The organism is Parasphingorhabdus sp. JC815 (assembly GCF_040717415.1).
In the GTDB taxonomy this organism is placed as follows: Bacteria; Pseudomonadota; Alphaproteobacteria; order Sphingomonadales; family Sphingomonadaceae; genus Parasphingorhabdus.
The window spans coordinates 155,170-172,256 of the sequence record NZ_JBFEFM010000002.1 but is presented as its reverse complement, the minus strand read 5'-3'; the positions used below and the strand labels follow the sequence as shown (position 1 = coordinate 172,256).

The following is a 17,087-nucleotide window of genomic DNA, read 5'->3' as shown; positions in this document are numbered from 1 at the left end:
AACCGTTAGTGCTGTGCCTGTCGATGCACGTTTCTGAATTAAGCACGGCGTAAAGGCCGTAAACACCCTTCGACAGGCTCAGGGTTAACGGAAAAAGGATGCTTGTCCAAAAGGGATAAACGCCAAGCACAAGAGGAAGATTTATGATTGCAGACGGCTATAACAACATCTGGTTTATCGGTTGCGGCAATATGGGCGGAGCGATACTTCAGGCTTGGCTTGATCAGGGTCTCGATGCAGGCCGGGTCACGGTGATTAAACCTAATCAATCTGCGCTGCCCGGCGGATTAAAGTCGCAGCCCGATTATCCCGAAGGCCCGGCGCCTGATCTGGTCATGCTGGCGATGAAGCCTTATCAGCTGGATGATGTCTCTGCCGGACTTGCGCCGCGTGTGACGGGCAATACCCATATTGTTTCCGTGCTGGCGGGCACCGAACTCGACATGCTGCGCCATGCCTTTCCTGAAGCCGGTAAAGTCATCCGCCTCATGCCCAATATGGCTGTCACCGTTGCCAAATCACCGATGTTGCTGATTGCGGAAGGGGATGATGAAGACCTGAAGCAAAAGATGAATCAGCTATTCTCTCCGCTTGGGCCGCCCGAATGGCTGGAAAACGAAGGGCAGATGCATATTGCAACGGCTTTGTCGGGGTCCGGCCCTGCCTTTGTGTTCCGGTTCATTGATGCACTGGCCGGCGCTGCGACAGATTTGGGGATGAACGAGACACAGGCCGCGCGCATGGCACTGGCCATGGTGGATGGCGCGGCAACGCTGGCGGTGGCATCGGACGTCAGCCCCGGCACGCTTGCGGATCAGGTGGCTAGCCCGAACGGCGTAACGCGCAAGGGACTGGATGTGCTGGACAAAGATGGCCGGGTCCATGCGTTGCTGAACGATGTCCTGAAAGCAGGGCGGGAGCGCAGCCGCGAAATGGCCGAAGAAGCGAAGAAATAGGGGTAAATCCTAGCATGGTTTGAGTTGGGCAATTTGGGTAGGCGCTGTCCTACATGAATGGGATATGATACCCATTGTCCGGCTCTTTCTCATTTTTGAATCTTGCGCTTCGGGATGGCAAAATCCTGTGTAATCACCGTGTGATTTGTGTGAACTTTGAAATCATCCCCGCCATTATTATCCCCGTCAATATTATCCCGGCCAAAATCAATGGCCAATATTATCCCGTTGGCTGAAAAATAAGCTTCCTTGGTGTGAACTTAGTGAACTTAGCGCCGTTATTTCTTGTCCTGACGCAGGTCGAACACCATTTGCCGGTCGGTTTCGGGGATCAAGCCTTCCAGAACATGCCAGAACCCCGATACGGATTCCTGTCCGGCGGTGACATAAGCGGTGGAGAGGCGTTCCCGCAACTGCGTGAACAGCTCGGCTTCCAAAGCCACGCCTTCGTCCGTTAACCGCAATAATTTTTGCCGGCGATCCACCGGGCCGGTTTTTGTCACGACCAGACCACGATCATTCAGTTCTTTTAACACCCGTCCCAATGATTGTTTCGTTATCGCCAACAAACGCAGCAATTCACCGACAGTCAGATCGGGTTGGCGCGCAATAAAATAGAGCGCCCGATGATGTGCCCGCCCAAGTCCCTGTTTTACCAGCTCTTTGTCAATAGCGTTGGTCAGGCGGGTATAGCCGAAATAAAGCAGCTCGATTCCGCGCCGCACTTCATCTTCGCGTAGAAAAAGTGGTGATGCTCCTGTGGAAGCCGAAGAACGAGATAAGTCAGTCATGTTGACATATCTTGACATGCAGTTTCAGGGATTGCAAGATAATCCATATCACGAATCTTATATATATATTATCAAAACAGCGGAGTGAAAATAACCGGATATGGCCAATAGCGACAGCCTGGAATTTCTGGTCGAAAAACATAGCAAGCCGGTGCCCCCTGCTGAACGGACCGAGATTTTGATGAATCCGGGTTTTGGTAATCTGTTTACCGATCACATGGTGTCAATCCGCTATAGCGAGGGGCAGGGCTGGCATGATGCCAAGGTTCAGGCGCGCGCGCCCATTCCTATGGATCCGGCTTCATCGGTTTTGCATTATGCCCAGGAAATATTCGAAGGGATGAAGGCTTACCGGCTTGCCGATGGCACGACCGCGCTGTTTCGGCCCGAACAAAATGCGCTCCGTTTTCAAAAGTCGGCCCGGCGCATGGCAATGCCCGAATTGCCCCAAGAGATTTTTCTGAAATCGGTTGAGGCACTGGTCGATATTGACCGTGACTGGTTCCCGTCTGCCGAAGGCGGGTCGCTTTATTTGCGGCCTTTCATGTTCGCCAGCGAGGTGTTTCTAGGCGTTCGTCCGGCCAAGGAATATCTCTACATGGTCATCGCATCGCCGGTCGGCGCTTATTTCAAAGAAGGGGCTTCGGCCATTTCGATCTGGGTATCGGAAGAATATAGCCGCGCGGCACCTGGCGGCACCGGGGCGGCCAAATGCGGCGGCAACTATGCCGCCAGCCTTGTGGCTCAGGCAGAGGCCATTGCACAGGATTGCGATCAGGTCGTATTTCTGGATGCTGCCGAACACCGCTGGGTCGAGGAACTGGGCGGGATGAACCTGTTTTTCGTGATGGACGATGGCCGGTTGATTACGCCGCCGCTCACCGGCACGATTCTGCCCGGTATCACACGGGAATCGATCATCACTCTTGCCCGTGAAGAGGGGCTTGAAGTTAGCGAAGAACCATATGCGATTGACCAGTGGCGCAGCGATGCAGCCAGCGGAAAATTAAAGGAAACCTTCGCCTGCGGAACCGCTGCGGTAGTAACGGCAGTGGGAACAGTCCGTTCTGCACAAGGTGATTTTACGATAGGTAGCGGCGGGCCGGGCCAGTTAACAGAAAAGCTGCGGATGCGGCTGGTCGATATTCAGCGCGGCCTTGCCGAGGACAAATATGGCTGGGTTAAACGATTGTTCTAAAATAAGCTGCAACTGGCTCTTGCCCCATGGAGGTAAGTTGGATATTAGGCCCACTTCGCTGACGAACGCGGCGCCATTATCGGGGCCGTAAAATTTGTTGGGGTGTCGCCAAGTGGTAAGGCAGCGGCTTTTGATGCCGCCATGCGCAGGTTCGAATCCTGCCACCCCAGCCAATTTTTCTTAGACAGTCAAGCTTTTGAGAAACCTTTGATTTCTCTACAAATTAACACCCCGTGTTACCCCCTAGCGGTCCCCCAGAGCGGCCTTTTTGATGGCGTGTGTTTTATCCGATACAGCAGGGAAGATCCGCGGGGAGCTCAATCCTAGATAAAAAATTAGCCGGTCAGAAAGCCATAGCTCCTGACCGGCTTATCTACGAACCTATCGCTTAATTCCTGAACATATTAACTCATCCAAGAATTACATCATAGGAAATCAATATTTGAACTTAGCCTGTACCGCAATTGTCCGGGGGGGCTGAATATATTTGCCGATCAGACCAGGAGACAGGGGCGTATTGAACGCGTGGGATGCGGTGATTTCATTGGTGATATTTTTACCGATGACAGCCAGTTCCCAACGTTTATCACTCGACTGGACACCTGCACGAAGATCAATTTTTTGATAAGCCTCCTGTCCAGCTGCTGGATTGAAAGATTCTTCCAGGAACGAGAAGCTTCGGAAGCTCATAGTGCCACCAGCGATGAAATTGACCGAGTCGGTAATTGGCTGCTCGACATTGAGGCCGAAAGTCCCGCTCCATTTTGGAGCGCGGGGCAGGCGGCTGCCCGCCGCATTATTATTCGCCGGGACACAACCAGGGTTTGTGAAAGAACATGATGCGCCCGGAAAGTCCAGATATTTTGCATCGAGATACGCCACCGATCCTGTCAGTGAAACGCCCGTAAGAATGTCGAACGTGAAGTCACCCTCGACACCTTGGCTTCTGGCCTTACCCGCATTGGATGTAATGAATGAATTGGTTATTGCATCGAATGATGACACTTGCAGATCTTTGAACGTCGTGCGGTAAACTGCGACATTAAAACGTAGTGACCGGTCAAGAACCGCTGCTTTCAGTCCCGCTTCATATGTTTCGGCAGACTCTGGCAGAATTTCGAATTGGGCCGGCGTGGTAGTTGATTGCGCGCCGATAAAGCCACCGGCTTTTGATCCCTGTCCATAAGATATATAGGCCATAATATCCGGAGTGACATCATATTGAATCGCTACAGATGGGTCCCATTCCCTTTCGACACGGCGACCTGACAAAGGTGTATCTAGCCATGAAGGAATGACGGTTCCGGTATTGGTGCGCTCCTGCTCGGCGGTTTTCCGATCATATGTGTAACGCAGGCTACCGATAAGCCGCAACGCATCGGTCATATGAAAGGTCATACTGCCGAACGCAGAGATCGCCGTATTTTCTTGACGGAACACTCGCTCCGATGAACCATTAAACGGGCCGAAAGCAATTGCTGTCTGACCCCTCAGATCATAATCGTTTATATGGGCATAGGCTCCTAAGATATATTCCAGCCGTTTCCCTGCGGGTGAGGCTAGGCGAATTTCCTGAGAAAACTGGGAAAAATCTTCTGCAAATAAAGATCCAAACAACGGAGCGGGGCCAAAATCTGAATCAAGCCGCTTTTCGAAATCATAAGATGAGAACCCCGTGATTGATGTGAGCACATGCTCCCCAATCTCGAAATTAGCGGTTGCAGATGCATTAAATGTGTTGGTGTCGTCAAAATCCTTATCCACGAACCCGGGAAAGCCGGATGTTGCACGCTTAAGATCAGGATCGCTAGGGGTAGCCAAGCCTTCTGTTGCAGTGCCGGTCAAATCAACACTACCCCCTTCAACCCGTATCAACAGGTCTGCAGGGCCGCCGGAATCAATGAGAAGGGATCCGCGTGCGAAAAATGATTTTCGCTTTGGTTCAAATCCGCCAAGCATGACATTCTCGATAAATCCGTCGGTATCTTCATACTGGGCCGCAATACGGGCACTCACCACATCACTGATTGGCCCCGATACCATTCCGGCAATACGCGTTCCGCCTAATTCAAATTCATGGCTAGCCTCAAGAGAGGCCGTAAAATAATCGGTTGGCTTGGCGCTAATCACGCTGATTGCGCCAGCACTGGTATTTTTACCTACCAATGCACCTTGCGGGCCACGCAGAACCTCTACGCGCTCTACATCCAGAAACGGCGCTTGGAATTGACGGGCGTGGCCGCCATAAATACCGTCTACGAACAGGCCAACCGTTTGCTCAAACGCCAGGTTGCCCGGTGTTGAGCCGATACCGCGGATATAGAAAGCATTATTGCCCGGAGTTGCCTGAACATAAAAATTGGGCACATATTGATCAAGCTCGGTAAAATCCTGCACTCCCATGTCCGACAATGTTTCTCCGGAAAGGACAGCCATCGAGATCGGTACGTCCTGGACATCCTGTTCGCGCTTCTGCGCCGTCACAATGATAGTATTGTCAGACGCGGCTTCACTTTCACTCGCAGTATCTTGGCCAAATGCAGGTGTAGCTAATAAAAAAGATGCAGCCGTTGCATATAAGCCGACGCGAAACGCAGATTTTGTATCTTGAAAAGTGATCAACAGACTTCTCCCATATACGCACGATACGATGTCGTGCGTGTTTTCTCATTGGTTAATTATGCTGGTAACTTACATAATAAGCAATTTGAATGTTGTAAAGTAGGTTGACATTATTTAGGGTGCGGCAGTGGCTGCAAGATAACTCTGCTTCGCTATAAAGCGGGGGGATGCAGGCAAAATTGGACAAGTCTCTCGTCTGCAAATAAAAAGCTGAATATGCGCTTATGATGTATATTTTTAGCTGGGTGGGAGAGGTGATAAGGAGAGATAAGCTATTATGTTCACACGTCGCAATGTTGTAAAAGGTGGCGCTGCATCCGTTCTGAGCGGCCTTCTTGCCAGTTCTCTTTGGGCGAAAGGCCCTAAGGCACCTAATATTATATTCATTCTTGCAGATGATCTCGGCTACGCTGACCTGAGCGTCTTCGGCAGAGAGGATTTTGAAACCCCCAATCTTGACCGGCTCGCAGCATCCGGCATGGCGTTGACGCGCTCCTATGCGAATTCGAGCGTATGCTCCCCGACGCGTCTTGCGCTGATGACCGGGCAATATCAATATCGCTATCCCGGTGGATTAGACGAACCGCTCGGCGTCGATCCCACGCTTGGACTACCTGCTGATGTTCTGACTTTTCCTGACCTGCTCAAGAAAGCGGGCTATGACACATCGCTCGTCGGTAAGTGGCATCTTGGAGGATTACCGGAATTCGGGCCATTAAAAAGCGGCTATGACCGGTTCTGGGGAATATATCAGGGAGGTGCTGATTATTTTGATCATGGAATGACAATCCATAGTAAATTCACCCATGACTTGTGGGATGGTGAAAAAGAAATTCACCGCCAAGGCTATCTCACGGATCTGATTACCAATCAAAGCCTACGTGAACTGAAACATTTCAAAGCAAGGCAAAATCCGTTTTTACTCAGCGTACATTACACAGCCCCTCACTGGCCATGGGAAGGTCCCGAGGACGAAGAAATAGCGGCAGAAATTAAAAATTCTTTTCATTATGATGGAGGGAATAACGCAACCTATGCTGCTATGGTAAAAAGTCTCGACGATGGTGTGGGGCGCATAATGGACGCTCTTTATGCCAATGGTCAGGCAGATAATACTATCATTGTTTTTACCAGTGATAACGGCGGTGAAAGATTTTCCAAGATTTGGCCATTCCGCGGGATGAAGGGCGAATTGCTGGAAGGCGGAATACGTGTTCCGACGATTTTCCATTGGCCCGGTCACATACCAGCAGGAACAACAAGCGATTTGCCGAATATGACAATGGATTGGGTGCCTACTCTACTTGCCGCTGCAGGCATTGAGGCACGAGATCAAATCCCGCTTGATGGAATTAACCTGTTACCCAATTTATTATCCAAGACGACAGGCCAGGATAGGACGCTCTTCTGGCGACACAACGCACAAAATCAAAGTGCGGCTGCCAAAGGGTCATGGAAATATTTGTCGATGAGCGGCCATGAGTTTCTCTTTGATCTTGCCGCTGATCCGCGTGAAGTTGCGAATTTGAAAGACAAGCATCCGGATATTTTCACAAATCTGAAAAGCAGTTTTGCCAAATGGAATAAGGAAATGCTCCCCTACCCAGAAAATAGCTTTAGTTACGAGTTCCGCGGCAAAGGAAATATTGCTGGATATTAGATGGCCAGCCCTTAATTGATAGCGGAGCCAAGCCCTGTAAAAAAGCGTATATAGCTGCTAAGAAATGGTGATCTGGGGAGGTGGGCCCCAATCTTTTGACAAAGCATTGCGAAAAGCTTTCAGAGAGCCAGCGCCTATACGCTTCCCAAGCTGCAACTCCAACTCTCCGAGAATCTCGAGTGCGTCTGCACGAAGCTTAACTGATTCTTCGCTGAAATTCACTATCTGAGCGCGCTTGTCATTTGGGTCTGCTTCAATGGACAATAAATTATCTTCGGTCATTTCTTGCAGCATTTTGCTGACGGCTTGTCGTGAAATACCCAAATTCCGGGCAAGGTCTGCTGGGCGTTTTATATCCAGCGCAATATTGGCAAGCATGATTGATTGGCTACGTGAGATGCTTTGCCAACCTCGCGCCTTCAGCGCCGATTGCAGGCCTTCGTCAAACCAGTAAAAGGCACGCATTACGTCCATGATCATAAAATTAGCAGTCATGCGCCCGTATTACCTAGGTCGCTTGATTGCGCAAGTTAGTTGAACGCCGATTTTGCGAGTGGGAAAATATAGCCGCCATTGTGAAAAGAAAGCGGGGCGCGATTGGAACTCGATGACACATCAGTGATCTCGCCAATGACAACGGCATGGGTGCCATGGTCCACAATCTGGGTGGGGCAGAGCACCATCGTGGCACAGCTGTCGACCAGACGGGGCGGCTTTCCTTCTTCCAATAGCCAGTCACCAACATCAAATTTCGCATTTTGTGTAGCACCGCCACCGCACCGCTTTGATAATTCTTCGTGGCTATCTGCAAGAAAGTTTAAACCGATGTCAGCGCCCTCTGCAATAACGGAGAAGGTTGCATTGCTGCGATTAACGCAGACCAACATTGAAGGCGGATCCATGCTTACTTCGCAAAAAGCCGTGGCTGCCATAGCAAAATTTTGTCCATTATGTTCGGCGGTAATAACCGCAACAGGCCGCACTAATGAGCGCAAAGCGTCACGAAGTCCTGTAGCGATCTCGTTTTGAACAATGTTTTTGGTCATAGCAACAATATGGCTTCACTCATAAATAATGTCAACTAGATTGACATTATAATAACAGCCGTTATGCAATAACTAACCAATTATGGAGAGCAACATGTCCGAGATCAAAGCTGATCGTATTATTCCTGCTGGCGATGATTTTCTTTCTAAACAAGAAATTTCATCCATCACCCCCGAAATATTAATCGAGCGCATGATCGCTCTTAAACCGCTGGTAGCTGAACGGGCCTATTCCGCCGAAGAAAATCGTCGTCCCGATATTGATGTCTGGAATGCGCTACGCAAAAGCGGCTATTTTTACATATATGTTCCTAGTCGGTTTGGCGGGCTTGAGTTCGACCCGGATACTTATATTAGCGCTACCCTGCCTGTCGCAGAGGCATGTCCTTCAACCGGCTGGACAGCGTGTTTTGCTGCGGAGCACAATTGGTTCGTAGCCCAGTTACCCGAAGCTACCCAAGCTGAAGTTTGGGGAAAAACACCTTATATAATCGCTCCCAGTGCAGCATTTCCTCCCGGTACGGCAACTCCAGTAGATGGTGGCTACCGGCTTTCGGGTCACTGGAAGTGGGGCACTGTTGTTATGGACGCTGACTGGATCATGGTACAAGCGCTTGAACCACAAAAAGACGGCCCCCCGATCGCTAGAATGATGCTGCTACCCGCCGAACAGGCAGAGGTAATCGACACATGGCAAATGTCCGGAATGGCAGCAACGGGTAGCAATGATATTGTCGTCAATGACATCTTCGTGCCCGAGGATTATCAATTCGCCACAGCCGAGGTTCGGTCAGGGCGCGGAAACGGGCGCGAGATATACGGACCGGGACTATATGGTTCCCCGATGCTACCAAATCTGTGTATCACCGCATCAATCCCTGCGCTCGGCGCAGCACGTCAGGCCGTTACGCTTTTGAAGGAGCGGCTGAATGTTCATATCAAGAAAGGATCAGATGGCTCCAGCGTCGAAAAGCCGGCTGCCCAGATGCGGTTAGCGCGCGCTGATCTGCTAGCACGCAGCGCTGAACGCACAATTCGATGGGCTGCGAAAGAAGCACAAGCGATCGGTGAAATTGACGAGCCAGATCAGACCAGCGAACGTATTCGTCTTCGCGCTGAAATTGCCATTGCCGTTCAACAATGCGTAGAAGCGGTCCGGACATGCTGTGAAGCGGCTGGGTCCAGTATCTATGCGCTTGATAATCCGATGCAGCGTCTGCTGCGTGATGTTCAGGTCATGCAGAGCCACGTCGTCTATGATCTTGATCTTGCCACAGAGCTACACGGACGTGCTTTAATGGGACTGAAACCCAATTCACTACTGACCTAGATTTATAAACGCCCAGGCAAGGCGAATGTCTGCCTTCTATGGAAACAGTCAATTTGGTGATTGGCGGAAATATTGGCATAAAGCGGGCTGGCGGTAATTAGGCCGTCAGCGTTCTGTTATACAGCTGCAATAAAGTTGATAGCTGTCGTTCAGTCATGCTGAATATTTCAGAATTGTCGGATTTTCTATCCGCAATATATGTTATTAAAAGATAGCATATTGGCCATTTTATCTCACCGTAGAAAATAGCAGACATTATATGAAAAATATCTTTGGCTTAGGCGCAACCATATTAGGCTTTATTTTAGCCGTAGCTGCGGTCAGCTTTGCCGGAAAGCCTTCAAATGCCGCGATAAGCCTCGATCCAATAGAAGCGTTATCGGTATATTTTTTTTTCTTTTGCCTGGGTGGGCGGAACCGTGGGCACTATCATTGGAGTGGTGGTGCTTTTGGGATATTCCGCGCTCTGCTATTATATCGGGATCAAGATATATGCCGCAATATTCTCCCGCGATTGATAGGTAGCTTTGGTAGCCACTTTAGATGGCATTACCCTCATCTTGCTCAAGAATTATTAGCTATCCTCACAGCACTGAAGCCAAAATACTCATATAACCCATGCAACCAAAAGCTGGCAGATGCGTAAATCACTCAGACCGTAGTTATAATAATGAGCAGGATAAAATGAAAAAAAAGCATAAGAGGTATTTCTGGAGAACACTTACCGCCGCCGCTGTCTCAGTAGCTGTCCGTACAGTGATGAAGAAATTTCAGGATAAATCTGAAAACGACAGTTCTGGTTCCGGAGAATTGACGGGATCAATTGATGGCAGCGCGGAGCAAGCCTAGCGAAAAGCATATAATATATGAATGTCGCAATCTGTTGTTACACTAAGATGAATTCGGGCCTGGCTTTCAAGGGCAGTTGCCATAATGTTTAGTGGTGACGCACAAATCGACCTTTTTCTGCGTATATTGCTTCTGGGGCCAGTTGCACTGCTCTGGGTGGTTTTAAATGTGCGCCTGATCGGGTTGCGCTCGTTTTCCAAAATGGCAGCTTTTGATTTTGTGGTAACAATAGCAACTGGTTCCCTTTTGGCGAACGCCGTTACTGTGGAAAAATGGACATCATTTATACAATCTATAGGTGCCATTAGCGCTTTACTTGGTTCGCAATATCTTGTCGCTAAAATGCGGATTCACTTCCCCCAACTTTTTAGATGGCTCGCCAATGAACCTGTGGTTTTAATGAAAAACGGCCAGTTTCTGGACGAAAATCTTAAAATAACGCGGGTCACACGTTCTGATGTTTATGGTAAACTTCGCGAGGCAAATGCCTTGAATCTGTCAAAAGTGCATGCCGTGGTATTGGAAACGACCGGAGACATATCGGTTTTACATGGTGATAAGGCAGATCAAGCTATATTGCCTGAGTAATCGGATGGTTTTGCTGCTAGGCAGACCCGTGTCTTTGGCACGTAGTTGCGTGTTTTTATAGAGGCAACGGCTATATCCTGAGAAGTCAAAGGAACGCAGACTATGAAGATAGCAATAATCATAGCCATGCTCATTCTTGGCTATCCTGTCGTTCCATTGTCAGCGCAAAGCTTTCCTTCGATTGGTGACACTGAAGAAAATGCTGCTCAGTCGGTGACCGGCGATGATAAGTCATCTGCAATTTCTACGTCGGACAACGGCACGACAGACGAGGCTATTGCCCGGCGATTACAGGGCATTTATCAAGAATTAAAAGGACTGGAAAAGACCGTGGTAGCGGTAGATTCCGGTGTTGTGTCGCTATCCGGTTCGCTGGCCAAGCCCGGAGATATTACGCGTGCCGAACAGATTGCATTGCGTGTTGACGGTGTGGTTGCCGTACAAAATAGCCTGACGCGCGACGCTGATGTATCACGCAATCTGGCTCCGGTTATGGAGCAATTGAACGAGCGCATTCAACAGTTGGTGCAGCTTTTGCCTTTACTGGGAATCGCAATTGTCATCATTATAATATTCTGGCTTTTGGGTAGCCTTGTCGCGCGCGCCAAAAGATTTTGGTCGCGTGTATCGCCTAATATTTTTCTCGCAGATCTGCTGGCGACTACGGTACGACTGCTATTGACGCTTATCGGCATCGTCATTGCCCTCGATTTGTTAGGCGCTACGACTTTGATCGGTGCCATATTAGGGTCAGCAGGACTTATCGGCCTTGCGCTGGGTTTTGCTATCAAGGATACTGTCGACAATTATATCAGCTCGTTAATGCTTTCCATCCGGCAACCTTTTCGCGCCAATGATCATGTGGTGATCGGTGATCGGGAAGGCAGGGTGTTACGTCTTACGAGCCGCGCGACCATTTTGATGACGTTAGACGGAAATCACCTGCGTATTCCCAATAGCACTGTCTTCAGGGCAGAAATATTGAACTATTCCCGCAATCCCGAGCGCCGTTTCGATTTCATATTGGGTGTCGATGCTGACGATGATCCCGGGATAGCGACTAAGGTGGGCACGGAATGTCTTCTCGCATTACCTTTTGTTCTTAAAGATCCTGCACCGGGTGGCCGTCTGGAAGAGGTGGGTGACAGTAATATCATGCTGCGCTTTGTTGCCTGGGTTGATCAAAATGAAACCGATTGGTTCAAGGCGCGCAGCGCAGCGATCCGTGCGGTAAAAATCACTCTTGAAGCGCAAGGCTTTGGTTTGCCGGAACCAATATACCGCCTGCGTTTTGACAGCGGAAGCCCGTTGGAAATTGCACGTGGTACGCAAAGCATTTCAGCAAATGAATCGAAACCGCAGCCTCGTACAGAAATATTGAAGACACATGATGATGTGTCGATCGATAAGGATATTGAGGAAAAAGTTAATGACGAGCGTCAGAGCAATCAGGAACAGGATATGCTCGATGAGGATCGGCCAATAGAGTGAATGAATTAATATTCGTGGCTTCAATATTCTCAGGATTATAGTCGGATGACGATATCGGGCAGACGGAATATTCCTTCATAAGGTGCGTGGGCAATTATTGGAACGATTATGCGGTTATGGCCGTTGTATGAAGTAACCATTAACCAAAGGAATTAGGTAAATGACCAATATTTCAAACGCAAAAATTGCCATTCTCTCAACAGACGGTTTTGAAAAATCAGAGCTTTTTGAACCGCGGAAACAATTATCGGAAGCCGGCGCAACGGTAACTATCGTCTCGTTGGAAGCAGGTGAAATCAAAAGCTGGGACAAGAAAGACTGGGGCGAAAGCGTGTCCGTTGATATGACACTCGATGAAGCGAATGAGGAAAATTTTGATGCGCTTGTTCTACCGGGCGGTCAGATAAACCCCGATCTGCTTCGCGTTGAAAGCAAGGCGATTGATTTTGTGAAAGCATTTTTCAATGCGGGCAAGCCTATAGCAGCCATTTGCCACGCACCTTGGCTGCTTATTGAAGCTGATATTGTGAAGAACCGTAAAATGACCAGCTATCACTCGGTGAAAACCGACATGATAAACGCGGGTGCACAATGGGAGGACAGCGAAGTCATTGTCGATAATGGCATCATTACCTCACGTAGTCCCGACGATCTTGATGCTTTTTGTAACAAGATCATAGAAGAGGTGCGTGAAGGTCAGCATGCCCGCTGAATAGACCGTAAAAGCGCCGCAACTTTATGCCGAAAGGCGCTTTTGCAAATCAAGCCCGCTTGGTTCCTGAAAAGGGCGAAGGCCGAACTCGGGTAAAATCGCGAGCATATGATCAAAAATGTCCGACTGGATGCCCTCATAGGCCGTCCAGTTGGTCGTGTTCGTGAAGCAATAGATTTCAATGGGTAGGCCTTTTGATGTCGGGTCAAGTTGGCGCACCAGCAAGGTCATGCCCTTGGCGATGTCAGCGTGGGCACGAAGATATTCGATGACATAGGCGCGAAATGTGCCAATATTGGTAACGCGGCGGCTATTGACCGGATCCCGGCCAGCTTTTTCGATCGTCGCATTCCATTTCGCAAGCTCGGTCTTCTTCTGGCCGAGATATTCGTCGAGGAGGTGAAACCGGTGCAAATCTTCCTTTTCTTCGTCCGTAAGGAAACGGATTCCATTCTGGTCGATGAAGATAGAGCGTTTGATTCTTCGTCCGCCTGACTCGCTCATACCGCGCCAGTTTTTAAAACTCTCGGATATCAGCCGATGGGTCGGAATGGTCGTGATCGTCTTGTCCCAATTCTGCACTTTGACTGTGTGCAGTGCAATGTCGATCACGTCGCCATCAGCATTTAATGCTGGCATTTCAATCCAGTCACCCACGCGAAGCATATCGTTTGAGGTAAGTTGGACCGAGGCAACAAGAGAGAGGATCGTGTCTTTAAATACCAGCAGCACAACCGCCGCCATTGCGCCAATACCCGAAAGAAGGAGGAGCGGTGACTCGTCCATAAGTTTGGCGATGATGAGTATCCCGACGCCTGCATAGAGGACAATCTTGAGCATCTGCACATAGCCCTTGATTGGCCGGGTCGCAGAATCGGGCCGCTGCTCGTAGACTTCCTGGGCGAGAGTTAGAACCTTGCTGAACGCCATGCCGATAAAAAGTATGATTGAAGCGGCAACCACATTGCTAATCACAGTGATGACCGTAGGCGGCAAGTGCGGGACCAGATTGATGCCGTTCGATATAATGAGCGCAGGCACCACATTGGCAAAGCGCGATACAACCGGAAGCGGGCTAAGATTATCGCGTTGCAGCCAACGTGTAGCGATCCGCAGAACGATGTGTTTGACAATAAAATTAGCTATCCACGCAACAAGCACAAGAATGCCGAGGCCCATCAGCGTTTCGACCCAATTCGGTAGATCGGTGAGAAACGGGAAAACTTCAGTAATCAAACGGCTTTCAGTCGTAAATTGGCGCATAGCGTTATACCCGGCAGCGGGCTCTATCTCCTGAAGTGAGCGAGTGACGTGATGCTCAATTCGTGGCCGATGTCTCAGCCTGTGTCAACGACAGCATGGCTGTTCGTGTTCCGCACCAATCTGGATATTCGGCCCTTTTTCAGCGGGTCGCGCAGGGTGCCATCAGTCATCTGCTCCTCCGGATGTTTTTCGGATCTAGGCTGCCGCTACGTTGAGCACTGGATCGAATCAAGAGCGTGCTGCGTTACTACGATTTAGTGGGGGGAAAATGGTCCGCACCGGCATATAGGATTTAAAAATTGTTGGCCGATTATGCAAAATGGACCAAAATGGTAGGAAATTGTGTAAACCTATGTAAAATCGCGGCTGCAGCGCTGGTAAAACTCGCAAACATGCCGCTAGATGAATGAAATACAGTATATTTGACATGTAGCGGCTATGATTAGCTTGCTGCACGCTACGGGGAATGTGAATGCGTATTGCTATCGCTGACGATGATAAAGAAGTTGTCGAGTTTTTGGGAAAGATCGTTGAAAAGCAGGATTGCGTGTTTGTGGGCTTCAATGATGGTGATTCATTGAGCAATGCATTGCTGCGGGATACTTTTGATCTGGTGATATTGGATTGGAATATACCGGGTAAAACCGGATTAGAGATCCTGAAATGGATGAAAGAGGCGATCGATGACAGCCCGCCTGTCATGATGATGACGAGTCGCACCGCTAAACAGGATATCAGCGAAGCATTAAATGCCGGCGCTGATGATTATGTCACCAAACCGGAAGACCCCGATGTAATCGCTGCTCGGATCAACGCGATCCTGCGACGCAGCAATGGCGCAGCCGCTATGGAAACGACCGCGCAATATGGGGAGTATATACTGGACCGGATCGAGCAGAAGGTTAGACATAAGCAAAATGAAATCTCGCTAACGGCAAAAGAATTTGAATTGACCGATTTAATGTTCCGCAACCGCGATCGAACTTTGTCGCGCCGTTATATCATGGAAACCGTCTGGCGCACCAATGCGCATCTGACCACCCGGACGCTCGACATGCATGTTTCGCGTGTGCGATCGAAATTGTCTTTGAAGCCGGAGAACGGGTTTCGAATTTTCACAGTGTTCGGATATGGTTACAGACTGGAGACATTGAGCAACGCTGTATGAATATGACCCTTGGACAAGATAGACACAAATATTTCACTTGCTCACATATTATATATTTTTGTCTAATTATCTTAGTTGCTTTTCCGACATTTCTATTTCCCAATATTGCTTATGCGCGGGGTAATGTGGGGGATGACCATATAGAATATATTATCAAACGCGGTGACACTCTGGTTGATTTGGCACAGAAATATCTGCGTGGACATAATGATTATATAACGGTTCAGCGCATCAACCGCATAGATAGCCCAAGGCTTCTTCCGATAGGCAAAAAAATAGCAATCCCGTTCAATCTGCTGAAATACCGTCCTAGCGAGGCCAGTTTGGCTGCTTATCGCGGAAAGATTTCCATTGGCCATGAAGGTCGGACGATAAAGCCGGTAGCAGGTATGAATATTCCCGAAGGCAGTGTTCTTGCAACCTCATCAGGCAGCTTTCTAGCGCTTCAACTGGAAGACGGATCGCGGATTTCCATGCCCTCTAATAGCAAGATGCGGATTACCCGGCTGCGCCATATTCTCTTAACCGACAGTGTGGATTACGAATTGGCGGTTGACCGGGGCCGCTTACGATCAAAGGTGGCTCCTTTTGACAAGGGATCAGACCGCTACCGGGTTCGCACGCCAGTCGCAGTATCGGCTGTGCGGGGCACCGATTATAGGACCCGGGTCGATGAGAACAGCGGAACCGTCTATTCAGAGACAGTTGAAGGCGTGGTTGACGTTGCAGCAGGCGAAACCTTTTCGGATAGCGGGGCTGTGTCAATTCCCGCCGGAACGGGTGCTGCGGCTAATGCTAGTGGTGAATTGTATAAGGCCGATTTGCTGACGCCTCCGCAACTTCTGGAACCGGCCAAGGTTCAATCGGAAGACATGCTGGAATTTGCAGTCGAACCGCGTGGCGCGGCTACGGCGCATCGCATTTTGATCTCAACAGACGCGGGTTTCGTTGATGTTATCGCGGAACAGCTAGAAAATGGCGAAAAGATACAATTGCCCGGCATTGCGGATGGCCAATATTTTGCCAAAATTACAGCTTTTGGTCCCAATGGTTTTGAGGGCATGCCAGCCAGCTACTCTTTCAAGCGCCAACTCAGCACATTAAGCGGTAGCGCTGTCAAAGATGATTTTGGTTATCGCTTCAAATGGGCAGGTGCTGGCAAGGGTAAGCGTGTTTATCGTTTCCAGCTCTTTCTTAACGATGAAAACTCCATTCCGGTGGTTGATGAAGCGGGATTATCATCCGAGACTATCACCTTGTCCGACCTGCCTGATGGCACGTATTATTGGCGTGTGGGTGTAACACAATATTCCCCGGACCCCGAAGAAGAGGCTTTTCAGAAATGGACCGATTTTGAAAAATTGATAGTGGCTGGCTAGTCGAAACCGGTTAACCACTTCATGGTATGAGCCG

17 protein-coding genes and 1 tRNA gene are annotated in these 17,087 nt (G+C 49.4%); 12 read left to right on the top strand and 6 right to left on the bottom strand.

Going from position 1 to position 17,087, the window contains the following annotated elements:
* The first annotated feature begins 143 nt into the window (after positions 1-143).
* Positions 144-956, top strand: coding sequence for a pyrroline-5-carboxylate reductase (locus tag AB1K62_RS06640; protein WP_367002317.1), 813 nt, complete (start codon positions 144-146; stop codon positions 954-956).
* 89 nt (positions 957-1,045) lie between these two features.
* Here AB1K62_RS06640 and AB1K62_RS06635 read toward each other — a convergent pair whose 3' ends face one another.
* Both AB1K62_RS06635 and AB1K62_RS06630 read right to left on the bottom strand, forming a co-directional pair.
* Complete coding sequence (locus AB1K62_RS06635) at positions 1,046-1,174, bottom strand: hypothetical protein (RefSeq protein WP_367002315.1); 129 nt, start codon at positions 1,172-1,174, stop codon at positions 1,046-1,048.
* 60 nt (positions 1,175-1,234) lie between these two features.
* The gene (locus tag AB1K62_RS06630) at positions 1,235-1,747 is read right to left on the bottom strand and encodes a MarR family transcriptional regulator (protein WP_367002314.1); all 513 of its coding nucleotides are present in this window, start codon (positions 1,745-1,747) and stop codon (positions 1,235-1,237) included.
* Between the two features lie 100 nt (positions 1,748-1,847).
* Between AB1K62_RS06630 and AB1K62_RS06625 the strand changes: the two genes are divergently transcribed.
* On the top strand, positions 1,848-2,945 hold the full coding sequence (locus AB1K62_RS06625) for a branched-chain amino acid aminotransferase (RefSeq protein WP_367002312.1): 1,098 nt from the start codon (positions 1,848-1,850) through the stop codon (positions 2,943-2,945).
* Positions 2,946-3,043: 98 nt separating this feature from the next.
* A tRNA-Gln gene (locus AB1K62_RS06620) sits at positions 3,044-3,118 on the top strand.
* Between the two features lie 262 nt (positions 3,119-3,380).
* Here the strand turns inward: AB1K62_RS06620 and AB1K62_RS06615 are convergent.
* Positions 3,381-5,567 (bottom strand): TonB-dependent receptor, encoded by a 2,187-nt coding sequence (locus tag AB1K62_RS06615; RefSeq protein ID WP_367002311.1) that lies wholly within the window; start codon positions 5,565-5,567, stop codon positions 3,381-3,383.
* A gap of 277 nt (positions 5,568-5,844) precedes the next feature.
* Between AB1K62_RS06615 and AB1K62_RS06610 the strand changes: the two genes are divergently transcribed.
* Positions 5,845-7,227: a sulfatase-like hydrolase/transferase gene (locus tag AB1K62_RS06610; protein ID WP_367002309.1), complete on the top strand. Its 1,383-nt coding sequence runs from the start codon at positions 5,845-5,847 to the stop codon at positions 7,225-7,227.
* 57 nt (positions 7,228-7,284) lie between these two features.
* On the opposite strand, the gene AB1K62_RS06605 is transcribed toward AB1K62_RS06610, so the two are convergent.
* Entirely contained in the window at positions 7,285-7,722 is a 438-nt protein-coding gene (locus AB1K62_RS06605; RefSeq protein ID WP_367002307.1) for a helix-turn-helix domain-containing protein, read from the bottom strand.
* Positions 7,723-7,757: 35 nt separating this feature from the next.
* Positions 7,758-8,273, bottom strand: a complete 516-nt coding sequence (locus AB1K62_RS06600) for a flavin reductase family protein (protein WP_367002306.1) — start codon at positions 8,271-8,273, stop codon at positions 7,758-7,760.
* Positions 8,274-8,367: 94 nt separating this feature from the next.
* Here AB1K62_RS06600 and AB1K62_RS06595 point away from each other — a divergent pair, with 94 nt between their 5' ends.
* The 6 genes from AB1K62_RS06595 (at position 8,368) to AB1K62_RS06570 (ending at position 13,243) form a co-directional block, all read left to right on the top strand.
* On the top strand, positions 8,368-9,603 hold the full coding sequence (locus AB1K62_RS06595) for a hypothetical protein (RefSeq protein ID WP_367002304.1): 1,236 nt from the start codon (positions 8,368-8,370) through the stop codon (positions 9,601-9,603).
* Between the two features lie 259 nt (positions 9,604-9,862).
* A complete protein-coding gene (locus AB1K62_RS06590) occupies positions 9,863-10,249 on the top strand; it encodes a hypothetical protein (RefSeq protein WP_367002303.1) in 387 nt (128 codons plus the stop codon).
* A 38-nt stretch (positions 10,250-10,287) separates the two neighbouring features.
* Positions 10,288-10,452 carry a hypothetical protein gene (locus AB1K62_RS06585; protein ID WP_367002301.1) on the top strand — a complete coding sequence of 55 codons (165 nt, stop codon included), beginning with the start codon at positions 10,288-10,290 and terminating at the stop codon, positions 10,450-10,452.
* A gap of 84 nt (positions 10,453-10,536) precedes the next feature.
* Entirely contained in the window at positions 10,537-11,040 is a 504-nt protein-coding gene (locus AB1K62_RS06580) for a YetF domain-containing protein (protein ID WP_367002300.1), read from the top strand.
* A gap of 102 nt (positions 11,041-11,142) precedes the next feature.
* Complete coding sequence (locus tag AB1K62_RS06575) at positions 11,143-12,531, top strand: mechanosensitive ion channel family protein (RefSeq protein WP_367002298.1); 1,389 nt, start codon at positions 11,143-11,145, stop codon at positions 12,529-12,531.
* 160 nt (positions 12,532-12,691) lie between these two features.
* On the top strand, positions 12,692-13,243 hold the full coding sequence (locus AB1K62_RS06570) for a type 1 glutamine amidotransferase domain-containing protein (RefSeq protein ID WP_367002297.1): 552 nt from the start codon (positions 12,692-12,694) through the stop codon (positions 13,241-13,243).
* A 24-nt stretch (positions 13,244-13,267) separates the two neighbouring features.
* Here AB1K62_RS06570 and AB1K62_RS06565 read toward each other — a convergent pair whose 3' ends face one another.
* Positions 13,268-14,506: a mechanosensitive ion channel family protein gene (locus tag AB1K62_RS06565; protein WP_367002296.1), complete on the bottom strand. Its 1,239-nt coding sequence runs from the start codon at positions 14,504-14,506 to the stop codon at positions 13,268-13,270.
* A 472-nt stretch (positions 14,507-14,978) separates the two neighbouring features.
* Here AB1K62_RS06565 and AB1K62_RS06560 point away from each other — a divergent pair, with 472 nt between their 5' ends.
* Both AB1K62_RS06560 and AB1K62_RS06555 read left to right on the top strand, forming a co-directional pair.
* The gene (locus AB1K62_RS06560) at positions 14,979-15,674 is read left to right on the top strand and encodes a response regulator transcription factor (protein ID WP_367002294.1); all 696 of its coding nucleotides are present in this window, start codon (positions 14,979-14,981) and stop codon (positions 15,672-15,674) included.
* Between the two features lie 125 nt (positions 15,675-15,799).
* Positions 15,800-17,053 carry a FecR domain-containing protein gene (locus tag AB1K62_RS06555; RefSeq protein WP_367002293.1) on the top strand — a complete coding sequence of 418 codons (1,254 nt, stop codon included), beginning with the start codon at positions 15,800-15,802 and terminating at the stop codon, positions 17,051-17,053.
* The last annotated feature ends 34 nt before the right edge of the window (positions 17,054-17,087 follow it).

Excerpts from the sequence above, each read along its gene's own strand:
- AB1K62_RS06625 (WP_367002312.1), top strand. The coding sequence starts at position 1,848 with ATGGCCAATAGCGACAGCCTGGAATTTCTGGTCGAAAAACATAGCAAG.
- AB1K62_RS06590 (WP_367002303.1), top strand. The coding sequence starts at position 9,863 with ATGAAAAATATCTTTGGCTTAGGCGCAACCATATTAGGCTTTATTTTA.
- AB1K62_RS06600 (WP_367002306.1), bottom strand. The coding sequence starts at position 8,273 with ATGACCAAAAACATTGTTCAAAACGAGATCGCTACAGGACTTCGTGAC.
- AB1K62_RS06565 (WP_367002296.1), bottom strand. The coding sequence starts at position 14,506 with ATGCGCCAATTTACGACTGAAAGCCGTTTGATTACTGAAGTTTTCCCG.
- AB1K62_RS06595 (WP_367002304.1), top strand. The coding sequence starts at position 8,368 with ATGTCCGAGATCAAAGCTGATCGTATTATTCCTGCTGGCGATGATTTT.
- AB1K62_RS06640 (WP_367002317.1), top strand. The coding sequence starts at position 144 with ATGATTGCAGACGGCTATAACAACATCTGGTTTATCGGTTGCGGCAAT.
- AB1K62_RS06580 (WP_367002300.1), top strand. The coding sequence starts at position 10,537 with ATGTTTAGTGGTGACGCACAAATCGACCTTTTTCTGCGTATATTGCTT.
- AB1K62_RS06610 (WP_367002309.1), top strand. The coding sequence starts at position 5,845 with ATGTTCACACGTCGCAATGTTGTAAAAGGTGGCGCTGCATCCGTTCTG.
- AB1K62_RS06605 (WP_367002307.1), bottom strand. The coding sequence starts at position 7,722 with ATGACTGCTAATTTTATGATCATGGACGTAATGCGTGCCTTTTACTGG.
- AB1K62_RS06585 (WP_367002301.1), top strand. The coding sequence starts at position 10,288 with ATGAAAAAAAAGCATAAGAGGTATTTCTGGAGAACACTTACCGCCGCC.
- AB1K62_RS06575 (WP_367002298.1), top strand. The coding sequence starts at position 11,143 with ATGAAGATAGCAATAATCATAGCCATGCTCATTCTTGGCTATCCTGTC.
- AB1K62_RS06560 (WP_367002294.1), top strand. The coding sequence starts at position 14,979 with ATGCGTATTGCTATCGCTGACGATGATAAAGAAGTTGTCGAGTTTTTG.
- AB1K62_RS06570 (WP_367002297.1), top strand. The coding sequence starts at position 12,692 with ATGACCAATATTTCAAACGCAAAAATTGCCATTCTCTCAACAGACGGT.
- AB1K62_RS06630 (WP_367002314.1), bottom strand. The coding sequence starts at position 1,747 with ATGACTGACTTATCTCGTTCTTCGGCTTCCACAGGAGCATCACCACTT.